This is a genomic window from Acidovorax sp. FHTAMBA (assembly GCF_038958875.1).
Taxonomy (GTDB): Bacteria; Pseudomonadota; Gammaproteobacteria; order Burkholderiales; family Burkholderiaceae_C; genus Acidovorax.
On the sequence record NZ_CP152407.1, the window covers coordinates 1288122 to 1313306 of the forward strand.

The 25185-nt window shown below is 63.1% G+C and carries 25 protein-coding genes and 1 tRNA gene; 9 read left to right on the forward strand and 17 right to left on the reverse strand.

Translation table 11 applies throughout. The features are described from left to right. Nucleotides 1-3: 3 nt before the first annotated feature. From AAFF19_RS05970 to AAFF19_RS05990, 5 genes are all read right to left on the reverse strand, one after another. A complete protein-coding gene (locus AAFF19_RS05970) occupies nucleotides 4-885 on the reverse strand; it encodes an A24 family peptidase (protein WP_182118244.1) in 882 nt (293 codons plus the stop codon). After that, on the reverse strand, nucleotides 885-2102 hold the full coding sequence (locus tag AAFF19_RS05975; RefSeq protein WP_008905148.1) for a type II secretion system F family protein: 1218 nt from the start codon (nucleotides 2100-2102) through the stop codon (nucleotides 885-887). Before AAFF19_RS05975 ends, AAFF19_RS05970 begins: the two co-directional genes overlap by 1 nt. Before the next feature lie 18 nt (nucleotides 2103-2120). After that, entirely contained in the window at nucleotides 2121-3860 is a 1740-nt protein-coding gene (gene pilB / locus AAFF19_RS05980; protein ID WP_182118245.1) for a type IV-A pilus assembly ATPase PilB, read from the reverse strand. A gap of 133 nt (nucleotides 3861-3993) precedes the next feature. Then, nucleotides 3994-4070 (reverse strand) — tRNA-Pro (locus tag AAFF19_RS05985). Between the two features lie 36 nt (nucleotides 4071-4106). Beyond that, a complete protein-coding gene (locus tag AAFF19_RS05990; protein ID WP_182118386.1) occupies nucleotides 4107-5036 on the reverse strand; it encodes a polyprenyl synthetase family protein in 930 nt (309 codons plus the stop codon). 225 nt (nucleotides 5037-5261) lie between these two features. Here AAFF19_RS05990 and rplU point away from each other — a divergent pair, with 225 nt between their 5' ends. The 4 genes from rplU (at nucleotide 5262) to proB (ending at nucleotide 8319) form a co-directional block, all read left to right on the forward strand. Beyond that, nucleotides 5262-5573, forward strand: coding sequence for a 50S ribosomal protein L21 (gene rplU / locus AAFF19_RS05995; protein ID WP_005794184.1), 312 nt, complete (start codon nucleotides 5262-5264; stop codon nucleotides 5571-5573). A 15-nt stretch (nucleotides 5574-5588) separates the two neighbouring features. After that, on the forward strand, nucleotides 5589-5846 hold the full coding sequence (gene rpmA / locus AAFF19_RS06000) for a 50S ribosomal protein L27 (protein ID WP_008905145.1): 258 nt from the start codon (nucleotides 5589-5591) through the stop codon (nucleotides 5844-5846). Between the two features lie 171 nt (nucleotides 5847-6017). Continuing rightward, nucleotides 6018-7088, forward strand: a complete 1071-nt coding sequence (cgtA, locus tag AAFF19_RS06005) for an Obg family GTPase CgtA (RefSeq protein WP_182118246.1) — start codon at nucleotides 6018-6020, stop codon at nucleotides 7086-7088. A 91-nt stretch (nucleotides 7089-7179) separates the two neighbouring features. Continuing rightward, nucleotides 7180-8319 carry a glutamate 5-kinase gene (gene proB, locus AAFF19_RS06010; protein ID WP_182118247.1) on the forward strand — a complete coding sequence of 380 codons (1140 nt, stop codon included), beginning with the start codon at nucleotides 7180-7182 and terminating at the stop codon, nucleotides 8317-8319. 113 nt (nucleotides 8320-8432) lie between these two features. Here the strand turns inward: proB and AAFF19_RS06015 are convergent, their stop codons facing one another. After that, nucleotides 8433-9101, reverse strand: a complete 669-nt coding sequence (locus AAFF19_RS06015) for an RNA pyrophosphohydrolase (RefSeq protein ID WP_182118248.1) — start codon at nucleotides 9099-9101, stop codon at nucleotides 8433-8435. Nucleotides 9102-9193: 92 nt separating this feature from the next. Between AAFF19_RS06015 and AAFF19_RS06020 the strand changes: the two genes are divergently transcribed. Continuing rightward, the gene (locus tag AAFF19_RS06020; RefSeq protein WP_182118249.1) at nucleotides 9194-10936 is read left to right on the forward strand and encodes a proline--tRNA ligase; all 1743 of its coding nucleotides are present in this window, start codon (nucleotides 9194-9196) and stop codon (nucleotides 10934-10936) included. Further along, nucleotides 10933-11673 carry a lytic transglycosylase domain-containing protein gene (locus AAFF19_RS06025; RefSeq protein ID WP_182118250.1) on the forward strand — a complete coding sequence of 247 codons (741 nt, stop codon included), beginning with the start codon at nucleotides 10933-10935 and terminating at the stop codon, nucleotides 11671-11673. Before AAFF19_RS06020 ends, AAFF19_RS06025 begins: the two co-directional genes overlap by 4 nt. Here AAFF19_RS06025 and AAFF19_RS06030 read toward each other — a convergent pair. The 6 genes from AAFF19_RS06030 to hemA form a co-directional block, all read right to left on the reverse strand. Beyond that, nucleotides 11670-13019: a hemolysin family protein gene (locus tag AAFF19_RS06030; RefSeq protein WP_008905139.1), complete on the reverse strand. Its 1350-nt coding sequence runs from the start codon at nucleotides 13017-13019 to the stop codon at nucleotides 11670-11672. The two genes, AAFF19_RS06025 and AAFF19_RS06030, sit on opposite strands and share 4 nt — an antisense overlap. Before the next feature lie 171 nt (nucleotides 13020-13190). Continuing rightward, nucleotides 13191-14198, reverse strand: a complete 1008-nt coding sequence (locus AAFF19_RS06035) for an AAA family ATPase (protein WP_008905138.1) — start codon at nucleotides 14196-14198, stop codon at nucleotides 13191-13193. A gap of 155 nt (nucleotides 14199-14353) precedes the next feature. Beyond that, nucleotides 14354-14677: a Grx4 family monothiol glutaredoxin gene (gene grxD, locus AAFF19_RS06040; protein ID WP_182118251.1), complete on the reverse strand. Its 324-nt coding sequence runs from the start codon at nucleotides 14675-14677 to the stop codon at nucleotides 14354-14356. A gap of 60 nt (nucleotides 14678-14737) precedes the next feature. After that, nucleotides 14738-15589 (reverse strand): peptide chain release factor N(5)-glutamine methyltransferase, encoded by an 852-nt coding sequence (gene prmC / locus AAFF19_RS06045; protein WP_182118252.1) that lies wholly within the window; start codon nucleotides 15587-15589, stop codon nucleotides 14738-14740. A gap of 72 nt (nucleotides 15590-15661) precedes the next feature. Beyond that, nucleotides 15662-16774 carry a peptide chain release factor 1 gene (prfA, locus tag AAFF19_RS06050; protein ID WP_182118253.1) on the reverse strand — a complete coding sequence of 371 codons (1113 nt, stop codon included), beginning with the start codon at nucleotides 16772-16774 and terminating at the stop codon, nucleotides 15662-15664. A 115-nt stretch (nucleotides 16775-16889) separates the two neighbouring features. Then, nucleotides 16890-18209, reverse strand: a complete 1320-nt coding sequence (gene hemA, locus AAFF19_RS06055) for a glutamyl-tRNA reductase (RefSeq protein WP_008905134.1) — start codon at nucleotides 18207-18209, stop codon at nucleotides 16890-16892. A gap of 72 nt (nucleotides 18210-18281) precedes the next feature. Here hemA and AAFF19_RS06060 point away from each other — a divergent pair, with 72 nt between their 5' ends. Next, the gene (locus tag AAFF19_RS06060) at nucleotides 18282-18560 is read left to right on the forward strand and encodes a hypothetical protein (protein ID WP_182118254.1); all 279 of its coding nucleotides are present in this window, start codon (nucleotides 18282-18284) and stop codon (nucleotides 18558-18560) included. A gap of 20 nt (nucleotides 18561-18580) precedes the next feature. On the opposite strand, the gene AAFF19_RS06065 is transcribed toward AAFF19_RS06060, so the two are convergent. Then, complete coding sequence (locus AAFF19_RS06065; RefSeq protein WP_182118255.1) at nucleotides 18581-19471, reverse strand: LysR substrate-binding domain-containing protein; 891 nt, start codon at nucleotides 19469-19471, stop codon at nucleotides 18581-18583. Nucleotides 19472-19583: 112 nt separating this feature from the next. Here AAFF19_RS06065 and AAFF19_RS06070 point away from each other — a divergent pair, with 112 nt between their 5' ends. After that, nucleotides 19584-20570: a tripartite tricarboxylate transporter substrate binding protein BugE gene (locus AAFF19_RS06070; RefSeq protein WP_182118256.1), complete on the forward strand. Its 987-nt coding sequence runs from the start codon at nucleotides 19584-19586 to the stop codon at nucleotides 20568-20570. Between the two features lie 8 nt (nucleotides 20571-20578). Beyond that, on the forward strand, nucleotides 20579-21484 hold the full coding sequence (locus tag AAFF19_RS06075; RefSeq protein ID WP_008905130.1) for an N-formylglutamate amidohydrolase: 906 nt from the start codon (nucleotides 20579-20581) through the stop codon (nucleotides 21482-21484). Between the two features lie 64 nt (nucleotides 21485-21548). On the opposite strand, the gene ugpQ is transcribed toward AAFF19_RS06075, so the two are convergent. Genes ugpQ through ugpA form a run of 4 tightly spaced genes read right to left on the reverse strand, consistent with a single transcriptional unit; the run spans nucleotide 21549 to nucleotide 25143 of the window. Beyond that, nucleotides 21549-22340: a glycerophosphodiester phosphodiesterase gene (gene ugpQ / locus AAFF19_RS06080; RefSeq protein ID WP_342721495.1), complete on the reverse strand. Its 792-nt coding sequence runs from the start codon at nucleotides 22338-22340 to the stop codon at nucleotides 21549-21551. Further along, nucleotides 22337-23347, reverse strand: a complete 1011-nt coding sequence (locus AAFF19_RS06085; RefSeq protein WP_008905128.1) for a sn-glycerol-3-phosphate import ATP-binding protein UgpC — start codon at nucleotides 23345-23347, stop codon at nucleotides 22337-22339. Before AAFF19_RS06085 ends, ugpQ begins: the two co-directional genes overlap by 4 nt. A 60-nt stretch (nucleotides 23348-23407) precedes the next feature. Beyond that, nucleotides 23408-24259 carry a sn-glycerol-3-phosphate ABC transporter permease UgpE gene (gene ugpE / locus AAFF19_RS06090; protein WP_008905127.1) on the reverse strand — a complete coding sequence of 284 codons (852 nt, stop codon included), beginning with the start codon at nucleotides 24257-24259 and terminating at the stop codon, nucleotides 23408-23410. A 2-nt stretch (nucleotides 24260-24261) separates the two neighbouring features. Continuing rightward, nucleotides 24262-25143: a sn-glycerol-3-phosphate ABC transporter permease UgpA gene (ugpA, locus tag AAFF19_RS06095; RefSeq protein WP_008905126.1), complete on the reverse strand. Its 882-nt coding sequence runs from the start codon at nucleotides 25141-25143 to the stop codon at nucleotides 24262-24264. Between the last annotated feature and the right edge of the window lie 42 nt (nucleotides 25144-25185).

Below are 25185 nucleotides of genomic sequence, written 5' to 3' on the forward strand. Positions count from 1 at the left end.
CGTTTACAGGCCCACAAGATTCAGCACGGCATTCAAAATGGCGTTGGGGCCAAACACCATGGCGGTGAACCCCGCGCCAACCAGAAACGGGCCGAAAGGGATATATCCGCCTTCACGCAGGCTGCTGAAAACTTTCATGGCAATACCAATGACGGCGCCGATGACCGAGGACATCAGGATGATGGGGACCAGGGCTTGCCAGCCAAACCAGGCGCCCAGCGCAGCAAGCAGCTTGAAATCCCCATACCCCATGCCTTCCTTGCCCGTGACAAGTTTGAATCCCCAGTAAACCAGCCAAAGCGAGAGGTAGCCGGCCGCTGCTCCGAACACGGAGGCATGCAGAGGCACGTCAATCCACTGCAGCGCCGACGCGAGGAGGCCGGCCCACAGCAGTGGCAATGTGATGTCGTCCGGCAGCAGCGTCGTGTCCCAATCGATAAACGCCAAGGCAATCAAGGCGGCCGAGAATCCGCACCATGCGAACCCCGTGGGCGTCATGCCCCAGCGCTGTATGCAAAGGAAGAACAGCGCCCCGGTCGCAAGCTCAACCAAAGGGTAGCGTACAGAGATCCGCGCCTTGCACGCCGAGCAACGGCCTCGCAGAAAAAGGTAGCTCAGAACGGGGATGTTTTCGTACCACTGCACCAGGTGCCCGCACGACTGGCACCGGGAGCGAGGGACCATGAGGTTGAACCGCTCAGGTTCAGGAGCAGCGGGCGCGGCATCTGCTTGCGCAACCTCAGCCTGGGCAGACCGGATCTCTTGCGCCCATTGCCGCTCCATCATCTTGGGAAGCCGGTAAATGACCACGTTGAGAAAGCTGCCAATCAAAAGCCCCAGCACCCCACCCAAACTTGCGTTCCACCAAACTGGCATCTCCTCCATTACACAACTTGGCCAAGCTTGAAGATGGGGAGGTACATGGAGACCACGATGCCCCCGATCAGCGTACCCAGAAACACGATGATGATGGGTTCCATGAGGCTGGACAGGCCCGCCACCATTTCGTCCACCTCGGCCTCATAGAAATCCGCCGCCTTGCCCAGCATGTGGTCAATGGAACCGGATTCCTCGCCGATCGCGCACATCTGAAGGACCATGGACGGGAAGATGTTCGCATTGCCCATGGCAGCGGTGAGGCTGGTACCGGTAGAGACCTCCTGCTGGATCTTTTCGGTCGCCATGGCGTACACCGAATTGCCGGACGCTCCACCCACTGAGTCCAGTGCCTCCACCAGCGGCACACCGGCAGCAAACATGGTGGACAGGGTGCGCGTCCAGCGTGCCACGCACGACTTGTCAATCAGCGCCCCAAAAATTGGGATCTTCAGCAATACCCGGTCCATGAACATTTGCATTTTTTCATTTCTTTTCCATGCCTGCATGAAAAAGAAAAATCCGCCACCGATCACGCCGAATATCAACCACCACCATTTCACGAAAATTTCACTGATACCCATGACGAAAAGGGTAGGGGCCGGCAAATCTGCGCCAAAAGAACTGAAAACTTCCTTGAACGCAGGAATCACGAAGATCATGATAATCGTCACAACCACAAACGCGACGATAATCACTGATATCGGGTACATCAAAGCTGATCTGATTTTGGATTTGATCGCCTCGGTCTTCTCCATGTAGGTAGCCAGCCGGTCCAGAAGGGCCTCCAGAATACCGGCTGCTTCACCTGCCTCCACAAGGTTGCAATAAAGGCTGTCAAAATACATGGGGTGCTTGCGAAACGCCGCATTCAGCGAAGTACCTGTTTCGACATCGGATCGGATGTCGTTGAGCAGCTTGGTGACGCTTGCATTGGTGTTTCCCCGTCCGACAATGTCGAAGGACTGCAGTAGCGGTACACCGGCCTTCATCATGGTTGCCAGCTGCCGGGTGAACAGGGCAATATCTTTGGGCTTGATCTTTTTGCCGGACCGCATCCGGCGTTTCTTGATTTTGGTGGGAAATACCCCTTGCCGACGCAAAGTGGCTTGCACCTGATTCTCCCCAGATGCCCGCACTTCGCCACGGACTATCTTACCGTGGCGGTCCTTGCCTTCCCACTCGTAGACAAAATCCTTGATATCGCGTGATGCAGCTGTTGCCATGCTGTTCCCTCAAACTCGTTATTCGTTGGTGACGGCCAGCACTTCTTCCAGTGAAGTAAAGCCGAGTCTCGCCTTGTGCAAACCTGATTCGCGCAGTGATCGGACCCCCTCTGCGCGCGCCTGTTCCGCAATTTCCAGTGCACTGCCATCGCGCAAAATGATGCGCTGAATGTCTTCCGAAACTGGCATCACTTGGTAAATGCCTACCCGACCTTTGTATCCGTTATTGCAGGCTGAACAACCGACAGGCCGATAGGTGACCCAACTCCCGTCAATGTCCTCTTCCTTGTACCCTGCTTCCAGGAGTGACTCGTGAGGGATATCTGCGGGTGCCTTGCAGGCTGGGCACAGTCGGCGGGCCAGGCGCTGGGCGGTGATGAGGATCACGCTGGAGGCGATGTTAAAGGGCGCAATACCCATATTGCGCATGCGCGTCAGCGTCGTCGGGGCATCATTGGTGTGCAGTGTGGACAATACCAAATGGCCTGTCTGCGCCGCCTTGATGGAGATATCGGCCGTTTCCAGATCGCGAATTTCCCCCACCATGATAATGTCCGGATCCTGGCGGAGAAAGGACTTCAGTGCAACTGCAAAGGTCAGGCCCGCTTTTTCGTTAACGTTCACTTGGTTAACGCCTGGCAGGTTGATTTCGGAAGGATCCTCTGCGGTTGCAATATTGACACCTGGCTTGTTCAGGAGGTTCAGGCAGGTGTACAACGATACGGTCTTACCGGAGCCGGTAGGTCCGGTTACCAGAATCATCCCGTAGGGGCGTCCAATGGCTTCAAGCAGTCGCTCTTTTTCTTCGGGTTCATATCCGAGAGCATCAATACCCAGTTTGGCGCTACTCGGATCAAGAATACGGATAACGATTTTTTCCCCGAACAAGGTCGGCAGTGTGCTCACCCGGAAGTCGATCACCCTGTCCGGACCCACCTTCAGTTTCATCCGGCCGTCTTGGGGAACGCGCTTTTCAGAAATATCCAGACGTGAAATCACCTTGATGCGGGACGCCAGCTTGTCCTTGATGGCAATCGGAGGCGATGCGATTTCCCGGAGTTCTCCGTCAATCCGAAATCGAACGCGATACTGGTGTTCGTAAGGCTCAAAATGCAAATCTGAAGCGCGCATATTGAAGGCGTCCAGCAGCATCTTGTGCAGGAATTTGACGATTGGAGCGTCTTCGACGTCTGTGGCGCCCGCATCATTGTTGTCCGGCGTCTCTTCAACGGGGGCGTCGTCAAATTCAAAATCGCCCCCACCACTGACCAACGTTTCCATGGACTCGTTGGTAGACTTGGTCGTACTTTCGACCAATTTACACAGTTTGTCATACTCTGCAATAATCCAATCCACCCCCATCTGGGTCGTGAATTTGATTTTCTCTGCTGCTTCCTGATCGGTAGGATCTGCCGTGGCAACAATAAGGCGATTATTGCGCTTGCTTAAAACAACTACCTTGTAGGCTTGGCAAATTTTGCCATCCAGAAGTTCTTTGGGCAGCCGCAGTGGATCAATCGCTTCCAGATCCAGCAAAGGAGCGCCAAACACGGCTGAAACCGTGTGGGCCAAGTCTGCCGCTGATACCGCACCGGATCCCGTCAATTCTGCGATAAAGCTGGTGCGGCTAATTTGTGATTTTTTGTAAATGTCTTCCGCTGCCTTTTGGGTCAGCTTGCCGGCAGACATCAGGGCCCTGCCCAGTCCGGGGAGGGCCACTGCGGAGGCTTCTTTGGGGGCAGTATCGACAGCGGCCATGTAACCGGTAATGTGTTAGGTGTGGAAAAGAATCCATCCTATCATCACCGATCGGGTGAACGCTGTACAGTGACGGCAGATTGGCAACAGCACCACGAAATGGGTGCTATTGCGGAAAAGGCCATTGAAATCCTGGTCGGGGTGAGAGGATTCGAACCTCCGGCCTCTACGTCCCGAACGTAGCGCTCTACTAGGCTAAGCTACACCCCGAATGGCGGATTGCACCCGGATTCTGGTGCAATCGGCTCAGTTACGTCGTGTTAACAACTGCGCAGCCAATTCTAGCAAAGCGGCTGAATATGCATTGGTCGGTAATCGCTCTGCGGCCGACATGGCCCGATGGGCCTCGTTAACGGCTGCCGCCCGTGTAACTTCCAAAGCGCCAGTTTCGTGAACAATCCGCACGATGTCTGCGAGTTGGTCCGTGGAGCCTTGTTCGATGGCTTGGCGCACGACGTCGGCCTGGGTTTTTGTGCCGCGCTCCATGGCAGCGATGAGGGGAAGGGTGGATTTGCCTTCGCGCAGGTCGTCACCCAGGTTCTTTCCCATTTCCGAAACGTCACCGTCGTAGTCGAGAACGTCATCAATGATCTGGAAAGCGGTGCCCAGTGCTTGGCCGTACGTTGCGCATGCCTCCTCAATATCTGGCGAACCCCCGGCAAGCACTGCGCCCAAGCGCGCGCTGGCTTCAAAGAGTTTGGCCGTCTTGGAGCGTATGACGCGCAGGTAGCCCGCTTCGTCGAGCGACGCGTCGTGCATGTTCATCAGCTGCAACACCTCTCCCTCGGCGATCACGTTGGTGGCCTCCGAGAGTATCTCCATGATGCGCATGCTGCCCGCTTCGACCATCATCTGAAAGGAGCGGGTATGCAGAAAATCACCCACAAGGACACTCGCAGGGTTGCCAAACGTCTCGTTGGCGGTAGGGCGACCCCTGCGCAAGGTGGAGGCATCGACGACATCGTCATGCAGCAGAGTCGCGGTGTGTATCAGCTCAACGACTGCGGCGAGGCTGTGCCGATGTGCCCCCCGGTAGCCCAACGCACCACACACCATTAGGAGCAAGGCGGGCCGCAGCCTTTTGCCCCCTGCAGCAATGATGTACTGCGATATCTGGGCCACCAGCGGAACGCTGGACGTCAGGCGCTGACCAATGACCTTGTCAACCTCGTGCATGTCTTGTGCTACGAGCAGGAGCGGGGAGGCGGCGGGGGCGGTGTGGTCAGTCAAGATGGTGGTCACAGAAAGAGCCCGGATTATAGGAAGGCCTGCAGGCGCTTCGTTTCAGTCCCGCATCGCGTGCGGTGCGGGGATCAGTGAGGGTGGCGCCTTGCGAGGCAATGCGCTATACTCTTGGGCTCTGTGGAAATTCGTCCGCAGAACTCATATCAAGAGGTCAACATGTACGCGGTCATAAAAACCGGCGGCAAGCAGTATCGCGTTGCTTCCGGCGAAAAAATTAAAGTAGAACAGATTGCTGCGGACGTAGGCCAGGAAATTGTGATCGACCAGGTTCTGGCTGTCGGCAACGGCGCTGAACTGAAGGTTGGTACACCCCTGGTGTCCGGCGCAACCGTGAAAGCCACCGTTGTGGCCCACGGCAAGCACGACAAAGTGCACATCTTCAAGATGCGCCGTCGCAAGCACTATCAAAAACGCCAAGGCCATCGCCAGCAGTTCACTGAGCTGCAAATCGGTGCGATTGCTGCTTAATCGAAGGAGCTAGTCATGGCACAGAAAAAAGGCGGCGGCTCTACGCGAAACGGGCGCGACTCCAAGCCAAAGATGCTGGGTGTCAAGGCCTTCGGTGGTGAACTGATCAGCGCTGGCTCGATCATCGTGCGCCAACGTGGCACACGTTTCCACCCCGGCAACAATGTCGGCGTGGGCAAGGACCACACCTTGTTTGCCTTGGTGGACGGCCACGTGTCGTTCGGCACCAAGGGTGCGTTGTCCAAGTCCACGGTCAATGTGACTCCTGCCTGAGGTTCATTCCTCTGGTAGCCATCGAAGCCCCGCTTTGCCGGGGCTTTGTTGTTTGGTCTGTACGATGGCACTCAAGTCGTCGGCAGACGGCGCCTGCAAGGCGTTCTGCAGTTCCGACAGAATCAGGCAGTCTGGTGCTGGTGCTGCGCCCTTTTGTAAACTGGATATCCCATGAAGTTCGTCGATGAAGCCTTTATTGACATTGCCGCCGGTGATGGTGGCAATGGCTGCGTGTCGTTCCGGCACGAAAAGTACAAGGAGTTCGGCGGCCCCAATGGGGGTGACGGTGGGCGAGGTGGGCATGTGTTCGCGGTGGCCGACCCCAATCTCAACACCCTCGTGGACTACCGCTACTCGCGCCGGCACGAAGCCAAGCGTGGCGAGCATGGCATGGGGTCGGACATGTTCGGTGCCGCCGGTACCGATATCACCCTCAAGATGCCGGTTGGCACCATCATCACCGACGCCGAGACCGGCGAGGTGCTCTATGAACTGCTGAATCCGGGTGAGGTCATCACCATCGCCAAAGGCGGTGATGGCGGCTTTGGCAATATGCGCTTCAAAAGCGCCATCAACCGCGCTCCGCGACAGAAGACGCCCGGCTGGCCCGGGGAGAAGAAGAACCTGAAGCTGGAGTTGAAAGTGCTGGCCGATGTGGGCCTGCTGGGCATGCCCAATGCAGGCAAGTCCACCTTCATCACGGCCGTGTCCAATGCACGTCCCAAGATTGCGGACTACCCCTTCACGACGCTGCACCCCAACCTGGGTGTGGTTCGTGTGGGTCCGGAGCAGAGCTTTGTGGTGGCTGATATTCCCGGTCTGATCGAAGGCGCTTCGGAAGGTGCGGGCCTCGGGCACCAGTTTTTGCGCCATCTGCAGCGCACCCGCCTGCTGCTGCACATCGTCGATCTGGCCCCGTTCGATGATGCAGTCGACCCGGTGGCCCAGGCCAAAGCCATCGTCAACGAACTCAAGAAGTATGACCAGCAGCTGTACAACAAGCCGCGCTGGCTGGTGCTCAACAAGCTGGACATGGTGCCTGCCGACGAGCGGGAAGCGCGTGTGAAGGACTTCGTCAAGCGCTTCAAGTGGAAGGGGCCGGTGTTCGAGATTTCCGCGCTGACGCGGGAAGGCTGCGAGCCGCTGATTCATGCCATCTTCCGCCATGTGCAGTCCGAGCAGCGCACCGAGAACGAGCCGGTGGAGGTGGATCCACGCTTTGCCGGAGATGCTCCCGCCTGATCCCAGCCCGGGTCAATAGAACCTTGGTGCTATATTTTCAATAGCTGGTGGCGCTTGATGGGTAAGCGCTAGCAGCCAAAAATGCTTAAAAATGGTTTCCAGCGTATTGCGTGATGCCCGCCGCATCGTGGTCAAGGTGGGCTCCAGTCTTGTGACCAACGAAGGCCGCGGCCTTGATGAAACCGCCATTGGCGAGTGGAGCCGCCAGCTGGCGGCGCTGGTGCGCGGCGATGGCGGTGCGCCGCGCGAGGTCGTCATGGTGTCCAGCGGTGCCATTGCCGAAGGCATGAAGCGCCTGGGCTGGACCACGCGGCCGCACGAGGTCCACGAGCTGCAGGCCGCCGCTGCCGTCGGGCAGATGGGGCTGGCGCAGATGTACGAAACGAAACTGCGCGAGCAGGGCATGGGCAGTGCGCAGGTGCTGCTCACGCATGCGGACCTGGCCGACCGCGAACGCTACCTGAACGCGCGCTCCACACTGCTGACGCTGTTGCGTTTGGGCGTGGTGCCGGTCATCAATGAGAACGACACCGTCGTCAACGACGAAATCAAGTTCGGCGACAACGACACGTTGGGCGCCCTGGTGGCCAATCTGGTCGAGGCCGACGCGCTGATCATCCTCACCGACCAGAAGGGCCTGTACACCGCCGACCCACGCCGTGACACGTCTGCGCAGTTTGTGCACGAAGCCAAAGCCGGTGACCCGGCGCTCGAAGCCATGGCCGGTGGCGCGGGTTCCAGCATTGGCAAGGGCGGCATGATCACCAAGATCCTGGCGGCCAAGCGGGCGGCGGGTTCCGGCGCCTCCACCGTGATTGCCTGGGGGCGCGAATCCGATGTGCTCGTGCGCCTGGTGCGTGGCGAGGCTCTGGGCACTTTACTGGTGGCTCAGACGCAGAAAAAGCAGGCCCGCAAGCAGTGGATGGCCGATCATCTGCAATTGCGTGGATCGGTGGTGGTCGATGCCGGGGCGGTGGCCAAGGTGCGTGACGAAGGCAAAAGTCTGCTGCCCATCGGCATGACCGCAGTGGAGGGCGACTTCTCCAGGGGCGACGTGATTGCGGTGCGCGACGCGTCCGGCGCAGAGATTGCCCGGGGCCTTGCCAACTATGCGGCGGCCGAGGCGCGCATGCTCTGCCGCAAGCCCTCGACCGAATTCGAGCGGCTGCTCGGTTACGCTGCAGAGCCCGAAATGGTGCATCGCGACAACATGGTGCTTGGCGCACGCTGAGGGCGAAACATCCGCCGGTCTGTATACGCCCCTCCATAGCAAGACGCCTGCATCCGCAGGCGTTTTTTTCATGGGCTTGCCACGGTCGCTGAGCAAGTGCGAGGGCGAAACGGCTAGCGCGGCTCGGTGACCGAAGGGAGGCCATCGAGCTCCCCGGGCACGCTGTTTTGGGGGTCGGGATCGAAACTGGCTCCCGGCGGAAGCTCCATGCCCGGATTGACCAGCATCGAGCCGGTCCTGAACATCGTGCCTGCATTTTCACCCTCACGGGTTCGCATGCCACTGCGCAGATAGCGGTTGCGCTGCTCATGCCGGGGCAGAAAGCGGGCCAGCTCCGTCAGCGCCATTTCATAGACGCCACGTTTGAACTCCACCACCACGTCCAGCGGCACCCAATAGTCGTTCCAGCGCCAGGCGTCAAACTCCGGATGGTTGGTGGCACGAAGGTTCAAGTCCCAGTCGTGCCCTACCAGTTGTAGCAGATACCAGATTTGTTTCTGGCCCTTGTAGTGTCCGCGCGCATCGCGGCGGATGTACCGGTCAGGCACCTCATAACGCAACCAGTCCCGGGTCCGGGCCACCACGCGCACGTGGTTGGGCAATAATCCCACCTCTTCATGCAGTTCGCGGAACATGGCTTGCTCGGGGGTTTCACCCCGGTCAATGCCACCCTGCGGAAACTGCCAGCTGTGGGTGCGTATACGCTTGCCCCAGAACACCTGGTTTTTCTGGTTGAGCAGGATGATGCCGACGTTCGGCCGAAAGCCGTCCCGGTCAAGCATAATCAAACCCCAAATTTTTAAACTGTGTCCATTATGCACGGCGCCTTGCGCGCAGCAAGTGGACGGCCCCGTTCCGCCTGCTAGCGATCCCGATGAAAGCCTCCCAATTCTTTATCTCCACCCTCAAGGAAGCTCCGGCGGATGCCGAAGTGGTCAGCCACAAACTCATGACGCGGGCGGGGCTGATCAAGAAACTGGGCGCTGGCATCTACAACTACATGCCCATGGGGCTGCGGGTGATCCGCAAGGTCGAGGCCATCGTACGCGAGGAAATGAACCGCGCGGGCGCGGTGGAGCTCACCATGCCCGTGGTCCAGCCTGCAGAACTCTGGCAGGAGACGGGCCGGTTCGAGAAGATGGGCCCCGAGCTGCTGCGCATCCAGGACCGTCATGGCCGCGACTTTGTGGTGCAGCCCACCAGCGAGGAAGTGATCACTGACATCGCACGCCAGGAGCTCAAGAGCTACAAGCAGCTGCCGAAAAACTTTTACCAGATCCAGACCAAGTTCCGCGACGAGCGCCGCCCCCGTTTTGGCCTCATGCGCGGCCGCGAGTTCATCATGAAGGATGCCTACAGCTTTGACCGCGACCAGGCGGCCGCCAAGACCAGCTACCAGGTGATGGCACAGGCCTACCGGCGCATTTTCGACCGCTTTGGACTGACCTACCGTGCGGTGGCGGCTGACAGCGGTGCCATCGGTGGGGATCTTTCGGAAGAGTTCCAGGTGATTGCCGCCACGGGGGAAGACGCCATTGTCTACTGCCCACAGAGCGACTACGCCGCCAATATGGAAAAGGCGGAGGCGCTGGCCCCTGCAGGCCCACGCGGTGCAGCCACGCAAGTGCTGACCAAGACGGCCACCCCGGGCAAGAGCACCTGTGCGGATGTGGCGGAGCTGCTAGGTGTTCCACTCAGCACCACGGTGAAGTCGCTGGTGCTGGCAACTGACGAAACCAACGAAGCCGGCGAAATCGTCAAGACCCAGGTGTGGCTGCTGCTGCTGCGTGGCGACCATGACATGAACGAAATCAAGGTGGGCAAGGTGCCCGGGCTGGCGGACTTCCGCTTTGCCACGCTGGGTGAAATCGAAGACCACTTTGGCTGCAAGCCCGGTTACCTGGGCCCCATTGGTTTGAAAAAGCCCTTGAAGATTGTGGTGGACCGCGAAGTCGCGCTGATGGCCGACTGGATCTGCGGCGCCAATGAGGTGGATTTTCACATCACCGGCGTCAACTGGGGCCGCGACCTGCCCGAGCCCGACATGGTGGCCGACCTGCGCAACGTGGTGGCGGGCGACCGCTCACCGGACGGCAAGGGCGAGCTGGCGATCGAGCGTGGTATCGAAGTGGGCCACGTGTTCTACCTGGGCACCAAGTACAGCAAGGGCATGAACGCGACCTTCCTGGGCGACGACGGCAAGCCGGCGTTCTTCGAGATGGGTTGCTATGGCATTGGCGTGACGCGCCTGCCTGCCGCCGCCATTGAACAAAACCACGACGAGCGCGGCATCATCTGGCCGGACGCGATTGCGCCGTTCACGGTGGTGGTCTGTCCCGTGGGCATGGACCGCAGCGAGGCCGTCAAGGCCACGGCCGAGCAGCTGTATGCCGACCTGCTGGCCGCAGGTGTGGACGTGATCCTGGACGACCGTGGCGAGCGCCCCGGCGCCATGTTTGCCGACTGGGAGCTGATTGGAGTGCCCCACCGCGTGACCATCGGCGACAAGAGTTTGAAGGACGGTGTGGTCGAGTACCAGCACCGCCGCGATGCTGCCGCCACCAAGGTGGCCGTGGCCGACATCCTGGCCCATGTGAAGGGCCGCATGGCGGTATGAGCATGCACGGTGCATCTTCGAAAAGCCCGCTGCTCGCGGCATCCGGCGCGGGGGTATCCCGGCGCGGCTGCCTGGTGTCGCTGGCAACGCTTGCGGCGCCAGCGGCCTGGCTGGGTGCGCCGCAGTGGGCCCACGCAGGCGGCCAGCTCGAAGAGCCCTTGATGGACTCGGTGCGCACTGCGCTCAGTTCGGCCATTGCCAACCAGGCGCCGCCTGAGCCGGAGTTTTTCTCCACCGAGGCCCGCCTGCACTACCTGCGCTGGCTGGGCACCCAGAGCGACCGCCTGCGCCGTCGCAAGCCGGATTGGGAGGTGCGTCGCGATTTCCTGCAGACCGTGTGGTACGAGTCCAAGCGCGCCGGTCTGGATGTCTCTCTGGTGCTGGGCCTCATCCAGGTGGAAAGCGCTTTTCGCAAGTACGCCGTGTCCAGCGTGGGCGCCCGGGGCTACATGCAGGTCATGCCGTTCTGGACACGGGTGATTGGCGACGGTGACCCCGGAAAGCTCTTTCATCTGCAGACCAATCTGCGCTTTGGCTGCGTGATCTTGCGCCACTACATTGACCGTGAACGGGGCGATCTTTTCATGGCGCTGGGCCGGTACAACGGCAGCCGGGGCAGGCCGCCCTATCCCAATGCCGTATTTGCCGCGCAGCGCAACTGGGCCTTTGCCGAGAAGCCCCATCTCCTGCCGGCGCCCGGCAACCCCGACCCACTGGTTGCAGCCACGGCCTCCTAGCTGGGAGGCGCTGCACTCTCCACCTTGGCGGTGGTGGCATTGTTTCCGTCAGCGCCAGGCACGCTCAGACGCGAGACCATGACCTGGTCGATGCGGTAGCTGTCCACGTCCAGCACTTCGAACTTGTAGCCGCCCCAGCTCACGCTGTCGGTACGGCGCGGCACGCGGCGCAGCATCACCATCAAAAAGCCCGCGAGGGTTTCGTACTCCTCGGCGTGGGGCAGTTCGTCCAGCGAGAGGGCGTGCAAAACGTCCTGCACCGGGGTCACGCCATCGATCAGCCACGAGTTCTCATCACGCCGCACGATCCGCTCTTCGTCCGCCGGGCCCACCAGGTCGCCCATCACCGTGCTCATCACGTCGTTCAGGGTGACCACGCCCACAACCAGGCTGTATTCGTTCACGATGACCGCAAAGTCCTCGTGCACATGGCGAAACTGTTCCAGCACCTCCGACAGGGTCAGCCGGTCGGGCACGATCAGCACCTTGCGAACCAGGCTGTCGTCGGCCAAGGAAATGGGCTGGTTATTCAGCACCCGCTGAAAGAGGTCTTTGGCATCCACATACCCCACCACGTGGTCGATGTCGCCCTCGCACACGGGGTAGGTGGAAAACGGCTCGGCCGCAATGCGCAGCCGTATGACCGAATCGGGTTCGTCCCGCAAGAAAAAGGCCACACGGTCGCGCGGCGACATGGCACTGGACACCGTGCGCGTGTCCAGTTCAAACACATTGGTGATGACCTGCTGCTCCCGCGCGGCCAGCACCCCCGCGCGCGCGCCGGCTTCCATCATCGCCAGGATGTCGTCGGAGGTAATGCGGTCATCGCGCAACGATGACAGCCCCAGGGCCCTGAACAGCAGGTCTGCCCCCCGGCTGTAGAACCACACCAGCGGGCGCAACAAGGTCATGCACCAGGCCATCGGCTTTGCCAGCCCCACCACCAGCCGCTCCGGGTTGGCCATGCCCAGGCGTTTGGGAAAAAGGTCCGAAAACAGGATGAACAGGGAGGTGATGACCAGGAACGATGCCAGAAACCCGGCGGTCTGGGCAGACGTTGGCGACAGCCACAGCGCAAACAGGGCGGTGAAGTGTGGGCTCAACGCCCCTTCGCCCACGATGCCGCCCAGAATGGCCACGGCGTTCTGACCCACCTGCACCACGGTGAAATAGTCGCCCGGCTGCTCCTGCATGCGCAGCACCATGTCGGCACGGGCATCGCCCTCATCCGCCATCTGCCTCAGGCGCAAGCGGCGCGCTGCGGCGAGCGAGATCTCGGCCATGGAGAAAAAGGCGCTGGCTGCAATCAGCAGCCCGATGACAAAGAGGCTTTGGGAGAGGGTCATGAATGGCGACGGAGCGTGGCGCTGCGGCACACCGGATGACTGAGTGTATCTGGGCGTTCCGCAGGCACCTACCCCAGGTGTGCACACACCGGGGGGCCAGGTGGGCCTTCGCGGGTGGGGCCCCGAAGGCCAGTCCTGCGGGCGAGCGCAGGACTGGCGGCGGGGGCCTTGTTATTGCACGAAACCGATGCGGCTGCGCCCTGACGCCGCCTTGGGCAGATCAGCAATCTCCACCGTGGACCGCCGGTCCAGCCGCGCATTGCCAAAGCCCGTCATCAGCGCCCGCCGCATCTCGCGCGGGGGCATCTGCGCCAGGTGGTCCAGCACATCATCCAGGGGCTCCGGGTCCAGCAGGCGGCCCCAGTCGTGCCCTGCGCGGATTCCCTGGTACAGGTTGCGGGCAATGGTGCGCGCCTGCTCCAGCGTGGGCGCCTCCACCTCGAACACGTTCATGCGGTTCAGGATGGGGTCGGGGATGCCGCGCGTGTCGTTGGCGGTGGTGATCCAGATCACCTGGCTGGCGTCGATGGCCACCTCGGCAAACTCGTCGGTAAAGCTCTGGGCCGTGTCGTACTCCAGCAAGCTGTACAGCGCGCCCAGCGGGTCGTACTGTGCATCGCTGCTGGCCTTGTCGATCTCGTCCACCACGATCACGGGGTTGGCGTATTCACCCTCCACCAGCGCCTCGAACACCTTGCCCGGCCGCGCCCCCTTCCATTGCGCCGACGAGCCCGACAGCAGCCAGCCTGCGGTCATGGAGCTCATGGGCAAGAGGTTCATGCCCGTGCCCAGCAGTTCGGCCAGGTGGCGCGCAAAGTGGGTCTTGCCAATGCCGGGCGGGCCCAGCAACAGCATGGGCGTGACCTCCAGGCCATCGCTGCTGTCCTGCGCCAGCGCCACATGGCGCTTGACGTCGTCCAGCACCTCGGTGAAGTTGGGCAACTGCTCATACAGGCTGGCCATGTCGGGGATGCCCGAGGGCTTGACCTGAAAGCGCTCAGGACCACGTTCCAGCATGCGCTCGTAGACGGTGCGCAGGGTTTCGTATTCGCGCTGGTTGCCCGACTCCTGCAGCCGTGCGAGCTTGCGCTCGACATCGCCGGGGTGGAACACATTGCGCATCTGGGCCACCGGCAGGCGCAACGCCGGTGGCTGGGGAACAAGGCTATGGCTGGTCATTGCATGCTCCTGTGAGGGTTACTTCACGCAACCATTCAAGCACACTACATGCCCGCTTCAGTACCGGAAAAGCCCCCGTTTGGTGCCACTGTTGCGGGCAAACAAAAAGGCCGCCCGAAGGCGGCCTGGTTTGCACGGGGTAGTGGCCGCGTCGATCAGCCTTCGGTGCCCAGCACCTGCTTGAGTTCGCCCGACTCGTACATCTCCATCATGATGTCCGAGCCACCGATGAACTCGCCCTTCACGTACAGCTGGGGGATCGTGGGCCAGTTGCTGTATTCCTTGATGCCCTGGCGGATTTCCTCGTCTTCGAGCACGTTGACGGTGACCACAGCCTTGGGGTCCACGCCGCAGGCCTTCAGGATCTGGATGGCACGGCCCGAGAAGCCGCACATGGGGAAGCTGGCGTTGCCCTTCATGAACAGCAGGATATCGCTGGATTTGACGAGGGCGTCGATGCGTTGTTGGGTGTCGCTCATGGGAATACTCCTTGAAAGGGGCTGGCGGGCAGTGGGGTTGGGAGCCCGCGATGGGGGTGATTATTTCACTGTCTGGGCCACGGGCCACTGACCACCGGTGCAACGCGCGATGCCGGCGAGGTCATTGCGGCTTTGCACCTGGGTAAAGCCCTGGGCAAAAAGCAGGGCCTGCACGGCTTGGGCCTGGTCGTAGCCATGCTCCAGCAGCAGCCAGCCGCCCGGCCGCAGGTGGGCGGGCGCCTGGGCGACGATGGTGCGGATGTCTTCGAGGCCGTCTGCGCCGCTGGCCAGGGCCTGCAAAGGTTCGTGCGTCAGCGCGGCCAGGTGGGGGTCGGCACTGGCGATGTAGGGGGGGTTGGAGACGATCGCGTCAAAAACCCCATCCACGCCTTGCAGCCAATCACCACGCTGGAACAGCACCGGAAAACCCAGCCGCTGTGCATTGGCCTGGGCCACGGCCAATGCATCGGCACTCGCGTCCACCGCCAGTACCTTGGCGTCAGCGCGCTGGCTTTGCAGCGCCAGTGCAATCGCGCCGCTGCCGGTGCCCAGGTCCACCACGCGCGGTGCTGCCAGCGGGGCGACCACCTCCAGTGCCCAGTCCACCAGCGTTTCGGTGTCAGGGCGCGGGTCCAGCACGCGCGCGTCCACCTGCAGCGGCAGGCCGTAGAACTCCTTGCGGCCGGTGAGGTAGGCCACGGGCTCCCCAGCCACGCGGCGCTGGCACAGGGCCAGGAACTGGGCGTGTGCGGCCTCGTCCATCGCATCGGTGTCGTGCGCCAGCAGCCAGGCTCGGCCCGCGTCAGGGCGCGCCACGGCGTGCAGCAGCAGCAGTTGCGCGTCGATGCGTTCCAGCCCCAGCGTGTGGGCCTGGTTGAGCGCCTGGGCCAAAGTAGGTGCGGAGCAGTTCACTATGTTTTTAATAGCTTATGGCGCTTGATGGATAAGCGCTTGAGGCCTATTTGATACAAATTCCGACGGTGATCAGCCAGCCGTTCCCGATTCCAGCTCCTCCAGCTGCTCGGCCTCGCGGGCATGCTGCAGGGCCTGCAGCACGTCAGAGAGGTCGCCTTCCATTACGTTCAGCAGCTTGTACAGCGTGAGGTTGATGCGGTGGTCTGTGAGCCGCCCCTGCGGGAAGTTGTAGGTGCGGATGCGGTCGCTGCGGTCGCCGCTGCCGATCAGGCCCTTGCGCAGCGCGGCCTCCTTGGCGGCGCGCTCGCTGCGCTCCTTTTCTTGGATACGTGCCTGCAGCACCTGCAGCGCCTTGGCCTTATTGCTGTGCTGGCTGCGGCCGTCCTGGCATTCGGCCACGATGCCGGTGGGCAAGTGCACCACGCGCACGGCGGAGTCGGTCTTGTTGATGTGCTGGCCGCCCGCGCCGCTGGCGCGGAAGGTGTCGATGCGCAGGTCGGCCGGGTTGAGCTTGATGGCCTCGTGCTCGTCGGGCTCGGGCATCACGGCCACGGTGCAGGCGCTGGTGTGGATGCGGCCCTGGGTTTCGGTGGCGGGCACGCGCTGCACGCGGTGGCCGCCGGATTCGAACTTGAGCGCGCCGTACACACCGCTGCCGGAGGGGCCTGATCCTGGCGCGCCCTCGATGCGCAACACGATTTCCTTGTAGCCGCCCAGCTCGGCCGCGTTTTCGCTCACCACCTCCACCTTCCAGCCCACGTTGGCGGCGTAGCGGGTGTACATGCGCGTGAGGTCGCCGGCGAACAGGGCGGATTCGTCACCACCCGTGCCCGCGCGGATTTCGACAAACGCGTTGCGTGCGTCGTCGGGGTCCTTGGGCAGCAGCAGGCGCTGCAGTTCATCCTCCAGCTGCACCAGTTCGGCCTCGCTACTTTCGATTTCTTCCCGCGCCATCTCAGCCATGTCGGGGTCTTCCAGCATCTCGCGCGCGCCCGCCAGGTCGGCCTCGCGCTGCTGGTAGCGGGCGTAGCGGCCTGCGACCTGCGTGACTTCGGCGTGCTCGACGGAGATGCGCCGGTACTGCGCCATGTCGCTCATGATGTCTTCGCGCGAGAGCAAAAAGTCCAGCTCGCCCAGGCGCTGTGCATAGCGCTCCAGCTGGCTTCGGAGAAAGGGTTTCATGGGATTCTGGAAAAGTGTTTTGCTACGAATTTGGTAGCTGGTGGCGCTTATTGGTAAAGCGCTGGAGGCCGATTTGGCTTAAAATCGGGGCGGCTGCGGGAGCGGGCGAGCGCCGCTACAGGCCGTTGTTGTTGGGCGTCTTGCTTTGCGAGCGCAGGAACAGGCGCGAGACGGTCTGGGCCGTCTGGGCGCGCATCTCGGCATCGCCCGCGCGCAGCTCGGCCAGGGTGCCGTGCAGCATCTTCTGAGTGAGGCCGCGCGACAGCGCTTCAAGCACGGCATCCACGTCCTCGCCCTTGGCCAAGAGCTTCTTGGCGCGGGCGATCTCCAGTGCGCGCCACTCGTCCGTCTGGGCATTGAGCTGCTGGATCAGCGGCACCACACCGCCGGCCGCGGCGGCGGGGCTGCGCAGCTCCATCCAGTGCATGAAGCTCTGCACACCCGCGTCGATGATGGCCTCGGCCTGGGCCACGGCGGCCTGGCGGTTGGCCTGCGCGGTTTGCACCACGCTGGCCAGGTCGTCCACGGTATAAAGGTACACGTCGCCCAAGGCCTTGACCTCGGGCTCGATGTCGCGGGGCACAGCCAAGTCCACCATGAACATGGGGCGGTGGCGGCGCTTCTTGAGGGCGCGCTCCACGGCACCCAGGCCGATGATGGGCAGGCTGCTGGCGGTGCAGCTGATGACGGCGTCAAACTCGTGCAGGCGCTCGGGCAGGTCGGCCAGGCGCATTACCTCGCCACCGAAGCGGGTGGCGAGCTTTTCGCCGCGTTCCAGCGTGCGGTTGGCAATGGCGATGGCTTTGGGGTTCTTGGCGGCAAAGTGCGTGGCGCACAGCTCGATCATCTCGCCCGCGCCGACGAACAAAATCTTGGTCTCGGAGATGTCTTCAAACAGCTGGCCCGCCAGACGCACCGCGGCGGCGGCCATGCTGATGCTGTGTGCGCCGATCTCGGTGCTGGTGCGCACTTCCTTGGCCACGGCAAAGCTGCGCTGAAAGAGCTGGTTGAGCGTGGTGCCCAGGGCGCCAGCGGTTTCGGCGGCGCGGACGGCGTCCTTCATCTGGCCCAGGATCTGGGCCTCGCCCAGCACCATCGAATCGAGCCCGCTGGCCACGCGGAAGGCGTGGCGTGCGACAAGGCTGTCTTCCAGCGTGTACGAGTGCGAGCGCAGCAGCGCGGGGCTGACGCCGCCGCTCTGGGCCAGCCAGCCCAGCGTATGGTCCATGGCGGGCTGCTCACCGGCGCAGTAGATTTCGGTGCGGTTGCAGGTGGAGATGATGGCCGTTTCCACCCCCGGGTGGCGGCTGGTGGTGCCCAGCGACTGGCGCAAACCGTGCAGTGTGGGGGCAATCTGGTCGAGCGCGAACGCGAACCGGCCACGCAGATCGAGCGGCGCGGTGGTGTGGTTGATGCCGAGGGCCCAGACTGCCATAGTGGCCGATTATAAAATTGTTGGCCCGTACAGGCGGCCTTGCCTGTTCAAGCCTTGATCTGGGTCAATTTCATGGGTCCACTGGACATCGTCAACCACCTCCTCAATTTTGTCGCCCCGGCGGCAGCCATCGCGCTGGTGCTGGTGCTTTGTGGCGGGCTCATCGGTTCGCGCAGCCCGCTTGCCTTGGCCTGGTGGCTACGGCTGGGCATTCTGTTCGCCGTGGGCGTGGCCGTGCTGGCGGCGGGCCTGGTGGTGTGGGGGCGCGACGGCAAGATGCTGACGTATGCGGCATTGGTGCTGGGCTGCGCCACCTGCCAGTGGGTTCTGGTGCGCGGCTGGCGTGGCTGATCGCCGACGCTTGCAACTGCTCAACCTGCGGCCTGCGCCAGCAGCCATGCGCGCAGGCTGCCCAGGGCCGGACTGGGCGCGCGGTGGACGGGCACACACAGGTGGTAGCCGCGGTCCAGCGTAACGGTGTGCGGCACGGCCACGGTGATGCGGCCAACGGCAAGTTCCGGTTCGACCAGCGCACGTTGCACCACTGCCACGCCCAGCCCCGCCATCACCGCCTGCACCAGCAGCGAGACCTGGTCAAAATCCGCCGCCGGCTGCAGCGGCCCGTGGGGGCAACCTGCCGCGGCGAACCAGCGCTCCCAGTTGTCCGGGTAGTTGGTGTGAAACAGCAGGGGCCGCGCGAGCAGGTCGGCAGGGGTGCGGATCGCCTGGGGCCCTTGCAGGTCGGCCGGGCGGCAGATGGGTACCAGCTCGCGCCCCACCAGATAGTCGGCGGTGATGCCTGCGGGCCAGTCCGCCTGGCCCACGCGGATCCACGCGTCGATGTCCGGCGCGGTGAGGGCGTCGTCGCGGCGGTAGGGGGCGAACGTCAGGCCGATGCCGGGGTGGCGGGCACTGAAATCCGGCAGGCGCGGAATCAGCCAGTAGCTGAACAGCGTGGGCGGCACTGACAGACGCAGCTGGCGCGGGCTGCGGCGCGTGCGCACGGCCAGGGTGGCCGATTCGATGGTGGCCATCGACGGCCCCACGGCCTGCAGGTAGTCCGCCCCGGCGCGCGTGAGCACGCTGCGCCGCCCCTCGCGGGCAAACAGCGCAATGCCCAGGTGCTCTTCCAGCCGCGCGATGGCGCGGCTGATGGCGCCCTGCGTCACGCTCAGCTCTTCGGCCGCCTGCGAGAAGCTGCCCAGCCGCGCCGCCGTGGCGAAGGCGTGCAGTTCGGGCAGCGATGGGGAGTGGATGCGCATGCGGGATGATCCATGAGCGTTGGTAATGGGTTGCCGCCATTTTGTCGCTTTTCGCAGGCGCCCTTGCGCTCAAGAATCGGACTGCCCCATTTCAAATACCGAGGAGAACCCCATGGCACTGCGCCGAACCCTGCTGTCCACCCTGGCTGCCTGCGCGGCGGCCGCTGCCTTTGCGCCCCTGGCTCACGCCCAGGCGGCGGACTACCCCAACCGCCCGATCAAGCTCATCGTTCCCTTTGCCCCCGGCGGCTCCACCGACATGGTGGCCCGCCTGCTGGCCGACAAGATGGGCCCCATCCTGGGCAGGACCGTGGTGGTGGACAACAAGGGCGGCGCTGGCGGCTCCATCGGCGCGGATGCCATCGCCAAGTCAGCCCCTGACGGCTACACCATCGGCATGGCCACGGTAAGCACGCACGGCGCCAACCCCGCCATCTACGCCAGGCTGCCGTACGACGCCGTGAAGGACTTTGCGCCCATCACCAACGTGATGAGCGTGCCCAGCGTTTTCGTGGTGCACCCCAGCGTGCCCGCCAAGACCATGCAGGAGTTCGTGGCGCTGGCCAAAAAGAACCCCGGCAAGTACACCTTCGCCTCGCCCGGCACCGGCTCGCTGGGCCACGCCAACATCGAAAACTTCATGGATCTGGCGGGCATCGATCTGCTGCACATCCCCTACAAGGGCGCGGGCCAGGCTGCGGTCGATGCGCTGGCCGGCAACGTCAACGCCATGACGGACAACCTGCCTTCCACGCTGACCAACATCCAGTCGGGCAAGCTGCGCCCGCTGGCCGTGCTGGCGTTGAAGCGCAGCCCCGTGCTGCCCGACGTGCCCACCTACACCGAGCTGGGCTACCCCGGCATGGGTGATGGCGGCTGGTTCGGCCTGGTGGCGCCGGCCGGCACGCCCAGGGAGATCATCGCCAAGCTGAACGCCGCCGCGCACAAGGCCATGGCCATGCCCGACTACCTGGAAAAACAAAAGGGCATCTCCGGCGAATCGATGGCCAACACGCCCGAGCAGTTCGCCAGGCAGATCGACGCCGCCATCGCGCGCTACGCGGCCGTGGCCAAGCGCGCCAACATCAAGCTGGACTGAGCGCCATCTTGATCTGGCAAGACGACAACCTGAGCCCCCGGCCGGATACCCCGGTCGAGGTCTGGCGGCCCGCCGGGCAGCCGCTGCCGCTGGTGTGCGACTCGCCCCACAGCGGCACGGCCTATCCCGATGATTTCGGCCATGCCGTGCCGCTGGCGCTGCTGCGCCGCGGCGAGGACACGCATGTGCACCGCCTGTGGCACACCGCGCCCGCGCATGGCGCCACGCTGATCGCCGCGACCTTCCCGCGCACCTACATCGACGTGAACCGGGCCGACAACGACATGGACCCCGCGCAGATCGACGGCGCGTGGCCCGTGCCGCTGGCGCCCGGGCCCAAGACGCGCCAGGGCCTGGGGCTGATCTGGCAGCAGATCAGCAAGGATGGCGTGGCCACGCCGCTGTATGCCCGCCCGCGCACCGTGGCCGAGGTGCAGCGGCGCATCGAGGGCTACTGGCGCCCCTACCACGCGCAGCTGCAGCAGGCCATCGACGCGAGCGTGCAGCGCTTTGGCCGCGTGTGGCACCTGAACCTGCATTCCATGCCCAATGATGTGTACCGTCGGCTGGGCCGCACGGACGCGCCGCCGCTCGCTGACTTTGTGCTGGGCGACCGCGATGGCACCACCTGTGCGCCCGAGTTTCTGCACCTGATTGGCGACACGCTGCGTGGCTTTGGCTACAGCGTGGCCATCAACGAGCCGTACAAGGGCGTGGAGCTGATCGGCCGCATCGGGCAGCCCGCGCTGGGGCGCCACAGCCTGCAGATCGAGATCCGCCGCCCGGTGTACATGGACGAGGACACGCGCGCACCCAATGCGGGTTTTGCGCCGCTGCAGCAGCACCTGGACGCGCTGCTGGCCGTGGTAGCCGGCTACCTGCGCACACAGCCGGGTGGGTGTGTGGAGGGGTGAAAATATGAACAAAATTACCCGCTAGCGCTTATCCATCAAGCGCTAGCAGCTATCAAAATAGTAGCTAAACGGGTATTTGCAGCGCAGCCGGGCTGAAAAGGTCCACCCGGTCGGTGATGATCCCGTCGGTGCCCAGGTCGATGAGCCGCTGCGCCGCCCACTCGTCGTTCACCGTGTAGCTCAGCGCGCGCAGTCCGTCGCCCTGCACCTGGGCCACCAGCGCCGCATCCCACAGCGCATGGTTGCAGACGATGGCCACGCAGCCGAGTTCGCGGGCCACGCCGTGCCAGCCGTCCCACAGCGTATCCAGCAGCAGGGCGCGCGGAAGCTGGGGCGCCGTGGCGCGTGCACCGGCCAGTGCCTCGGGCCGGAAGGACGAGAGCAGCGGCGGCACGGCCTGGCCCTGCCACAGGCGCGCAGCGTGTTCGGCCACCACCCGGCCGGTTTTCTCTTCCAGGCCGGGGGTCGGCTTGATCTCGATGTTCAGCAGGAAGGTGTTGGCGATGCAGTACCGGGCCAAGTGTTCCAGCGTGGGCAGGGGCTCGCCTGCGTAGCTGCGCGAATGCCATGCGCCCGCATCCAGCTGCGCCAGGGTGCTGAACGGGTGATCGCCACCGGTGCGGCTGACCGTGGAGTCCAGGCGCTGCGCAGCGTTGGTGGTGCGGTCCAGCGTGGCGTCGTGCAGCAGGAACGGCACGCCGTCGGCGCTGAGCTTGGCATCGCACTCGAACATGCGGTAGCCGTATTGCGCGCCCAGGCGGAACGCGGCCAGGGTGTTTTCAGGGGCCAGCTTGCCAGCGCCCCGGTGGGCAATCCAGCGGGGGTAGGGCCATGGCGCGGGAATGGCGGCGCTCATGCGGCAATGCGCTTGCCGGTGGAGGCGTCGAACGCGTGCAGGCGGTCGGCTCGCGGCGCCACGTGAATCACCGAATCCGGCGCGGGTGCGTGCGTGCCTTCTTCCACCCGCACGATGATCTGCTCGCCATTGATGCGGCCGTAGATGAGGCGCTCTGCACCCAGCAGCTCCACGGTCTCGACTCTGACTTCCCAGCCTTCGCTGCGCACGTCCAGGTGCTCCGGCCGGATGCCCAGGATGGTGCCCGGTGCGGCGCTGGGCGCGTTCTTGAGCAGGTTCATGGGCGGCGAGCCGATGAAGCTGGCCACAAACGTGGTGGCCGGCGTGTGGTAGACCTCTTCGGGCGTGCCGAACTGCTCCATGTTGCCGGCGTTCATCACGATCATGCGTTCGGCCAGGGTCATGGCCTCGACCTGGTCGTGCGTCACGAACAGGCTGGTGATGCCGAGCTCGCGGTGCAGCTTCTGGATTTCGAGGCGGGTCTGGGCGCGCAGCTTGGCGTCCAGGTTGGACAGGGGCTCGTCGAACAAAAACACCTGCGGCTGGCGCACGATGGCGCGGCCCATGGCCACGCGCTGGCGCTGGCCGCCGGAGAGTTCACGCGGCTTGCGCTCAAGCAGGTGGCCCAGCTCCAGGATCTTGGCGGCCTTGTCCACGCGCGCCTTGATCTCGTCCTTGGGCACCTTGGCGATCTTCAGGCCGTACGCCATGTTGTCGAAGTTCGTCATGTGTGGGTAGAGCGCGTAGTTCTGGAACACCATCGCGATGTCGCGCTGGGCGGGTTCCAGGTTGTTCACCACGCGGTCGCCAATGCGCAGCTCGCCGCCGGAGATTTCTTCCAGGCCCGCGACCATGCGCAGCAGGGTGGATTTGCCGCAGCCCGACGGGCCCACGATGACGATGAACTCGCCGTCCTGCACTTCGGCATTGACGCCGTGGATCACCTGGTTGGCCTTGGGCCCGTGGCCGTAGCGCTTGACGATGTTGCGAAGGGAGATGGATGCCATGATGCAATAAATTTGATAGCTGAAAGCGCTTGATGCATAAGCGCTAGCGGGTTATTTGTCTTATTTTTCAGTGTCTACCAGGCCCTTGACGAACCAGCGCTGCATGAGCACCACGACCAGCGCGGGGGGCAGCATGGCGAGCAGGGCGGTGGCCATCACGATGTTCCACTCGTTGCCCGAGTCGCCGCCGGCAATCATGCGCTTGATGCCGATCACCACGGGGTACATGTCTTCGGACGTGGTCACGAGCAGCGGCCACAGGTACTGGTTCCAGCCGTAGATGAACTGGATCACGAACAGCGCTGCAATCGAGGTGCGCGACAGCGGCACCAGGATGTCCTTGAAAAAGCGCATGGGGCCGGCGCCGTCCACGCGTGCCGCCTCGACGAGTTCGTCGGGCACCGTCAGGAAGAACTGGCGGAACAGGAACGTGGCCGTGGCCGAGGCGATCAGCGGGATCGTGAGGCCCGCGTAGCTGTTGAGCATGCCGAGGTTGGAGACGACTTCGTACGTGGGGCCGATGCGCACTTCCACCGGCAGCATCAGGGTGATAAAGATCAGCCAGAAGCAGATGCCCTTGAACGGAAAGCGGAAGTACACGATGGCAAACGCCGACAGCAGCGAAATCGCGATCTTGCCCACGGTGATGACGATGGCGGTGACAAAGCTCACCCACATCATGCGGGCCACGGGCGCGCTGGAGCCGGGGCCGGAGCCGCCGCCAAACAGTGTGTCGTGGTAGGTCTGCCAGAAGTTGCTGCCGGGCAGCATGGGCATGGGGGCCTGCACGATGTCCTGCGCGGTGTGCGTGGAGGCCACGAACGCCAGGTACAGCGGAAAGCCGACGATGATCACGCCCAGCACCATGATCAGGTGCGAGAACGCGGTGAGATAAGGGCTGCGTTCGACCATTTTTAGTATTGAACCTTTTTCTCAACGTAGCGGAACTGGATCACGGTGAGCACGACCACGATGGCCATCAGCACCACCGACTGCGCGGCCGAGCCGCCCATGTCCATGGCCTTGAAGCCGTCGTAATACACCTTGTAGACCAGGATGGAGGTGTCACGCCCGGGGCCGCCCTGGGTGGTGGAGTCGACGATGGCGAAGGTGTCGAAGAAGGCGTACACCACGTTGATCACCAGCAGGAAGAAGGTGGTGGGCGACAGCAGCGGGAACTGGATGCTCCAGAACCGGCGCCAGGGGCCTGCGCCGTCGATGGCGGCTGCTTCAATGAGCGACTTGGGGATGGATTGCAGGCCCGCCAGGAAGAACAGGAAGTTGTAGGAAATTTGTTTCCACACCGCGGCAATCACGATCAGTGCCATGGCGTGATCGGAGTTGAGCATGTGGTTCCAGTCAAAGCCCGACTGGCGCAGCATGTAGGCCACCACGCCCAGCGAGGGCGAAAACATGAACATCCACAACACCCCCGCCACGGCAGGCGCTACGGCGTAGGGCAGCAGCAGGGCTGTCTTGTAGACCAGTGCGCCCTTGATGATGCGATCGGCAAAGATGGCCAGGAACAGCGACAGCGTGATGCCGCTGACCGCCACCAGGATGGAGAAGAAGGCCGTGGTCTTGAAGGAGGCCAGGTAACCGGGGTCGCTGAACAGGGCCTTGAAGTTGTCAAACCCCACCCACTCCTTCGAGAAACCGAAGGTGTCCTGCATCTGGAACGATTGCACCAGGGCCTGGCCCGCTGGCCAGAAAAAGAACACGCTGATGATGATGAGCTGTGGCGCCAGAAGCACCCAGGGCAACCATGCAGAGCGAAAAAGAACGCGTTTTTCCATGTCGAAACTCTCAAAAAGAAAACCCCGCCGCCCCGTGAACCA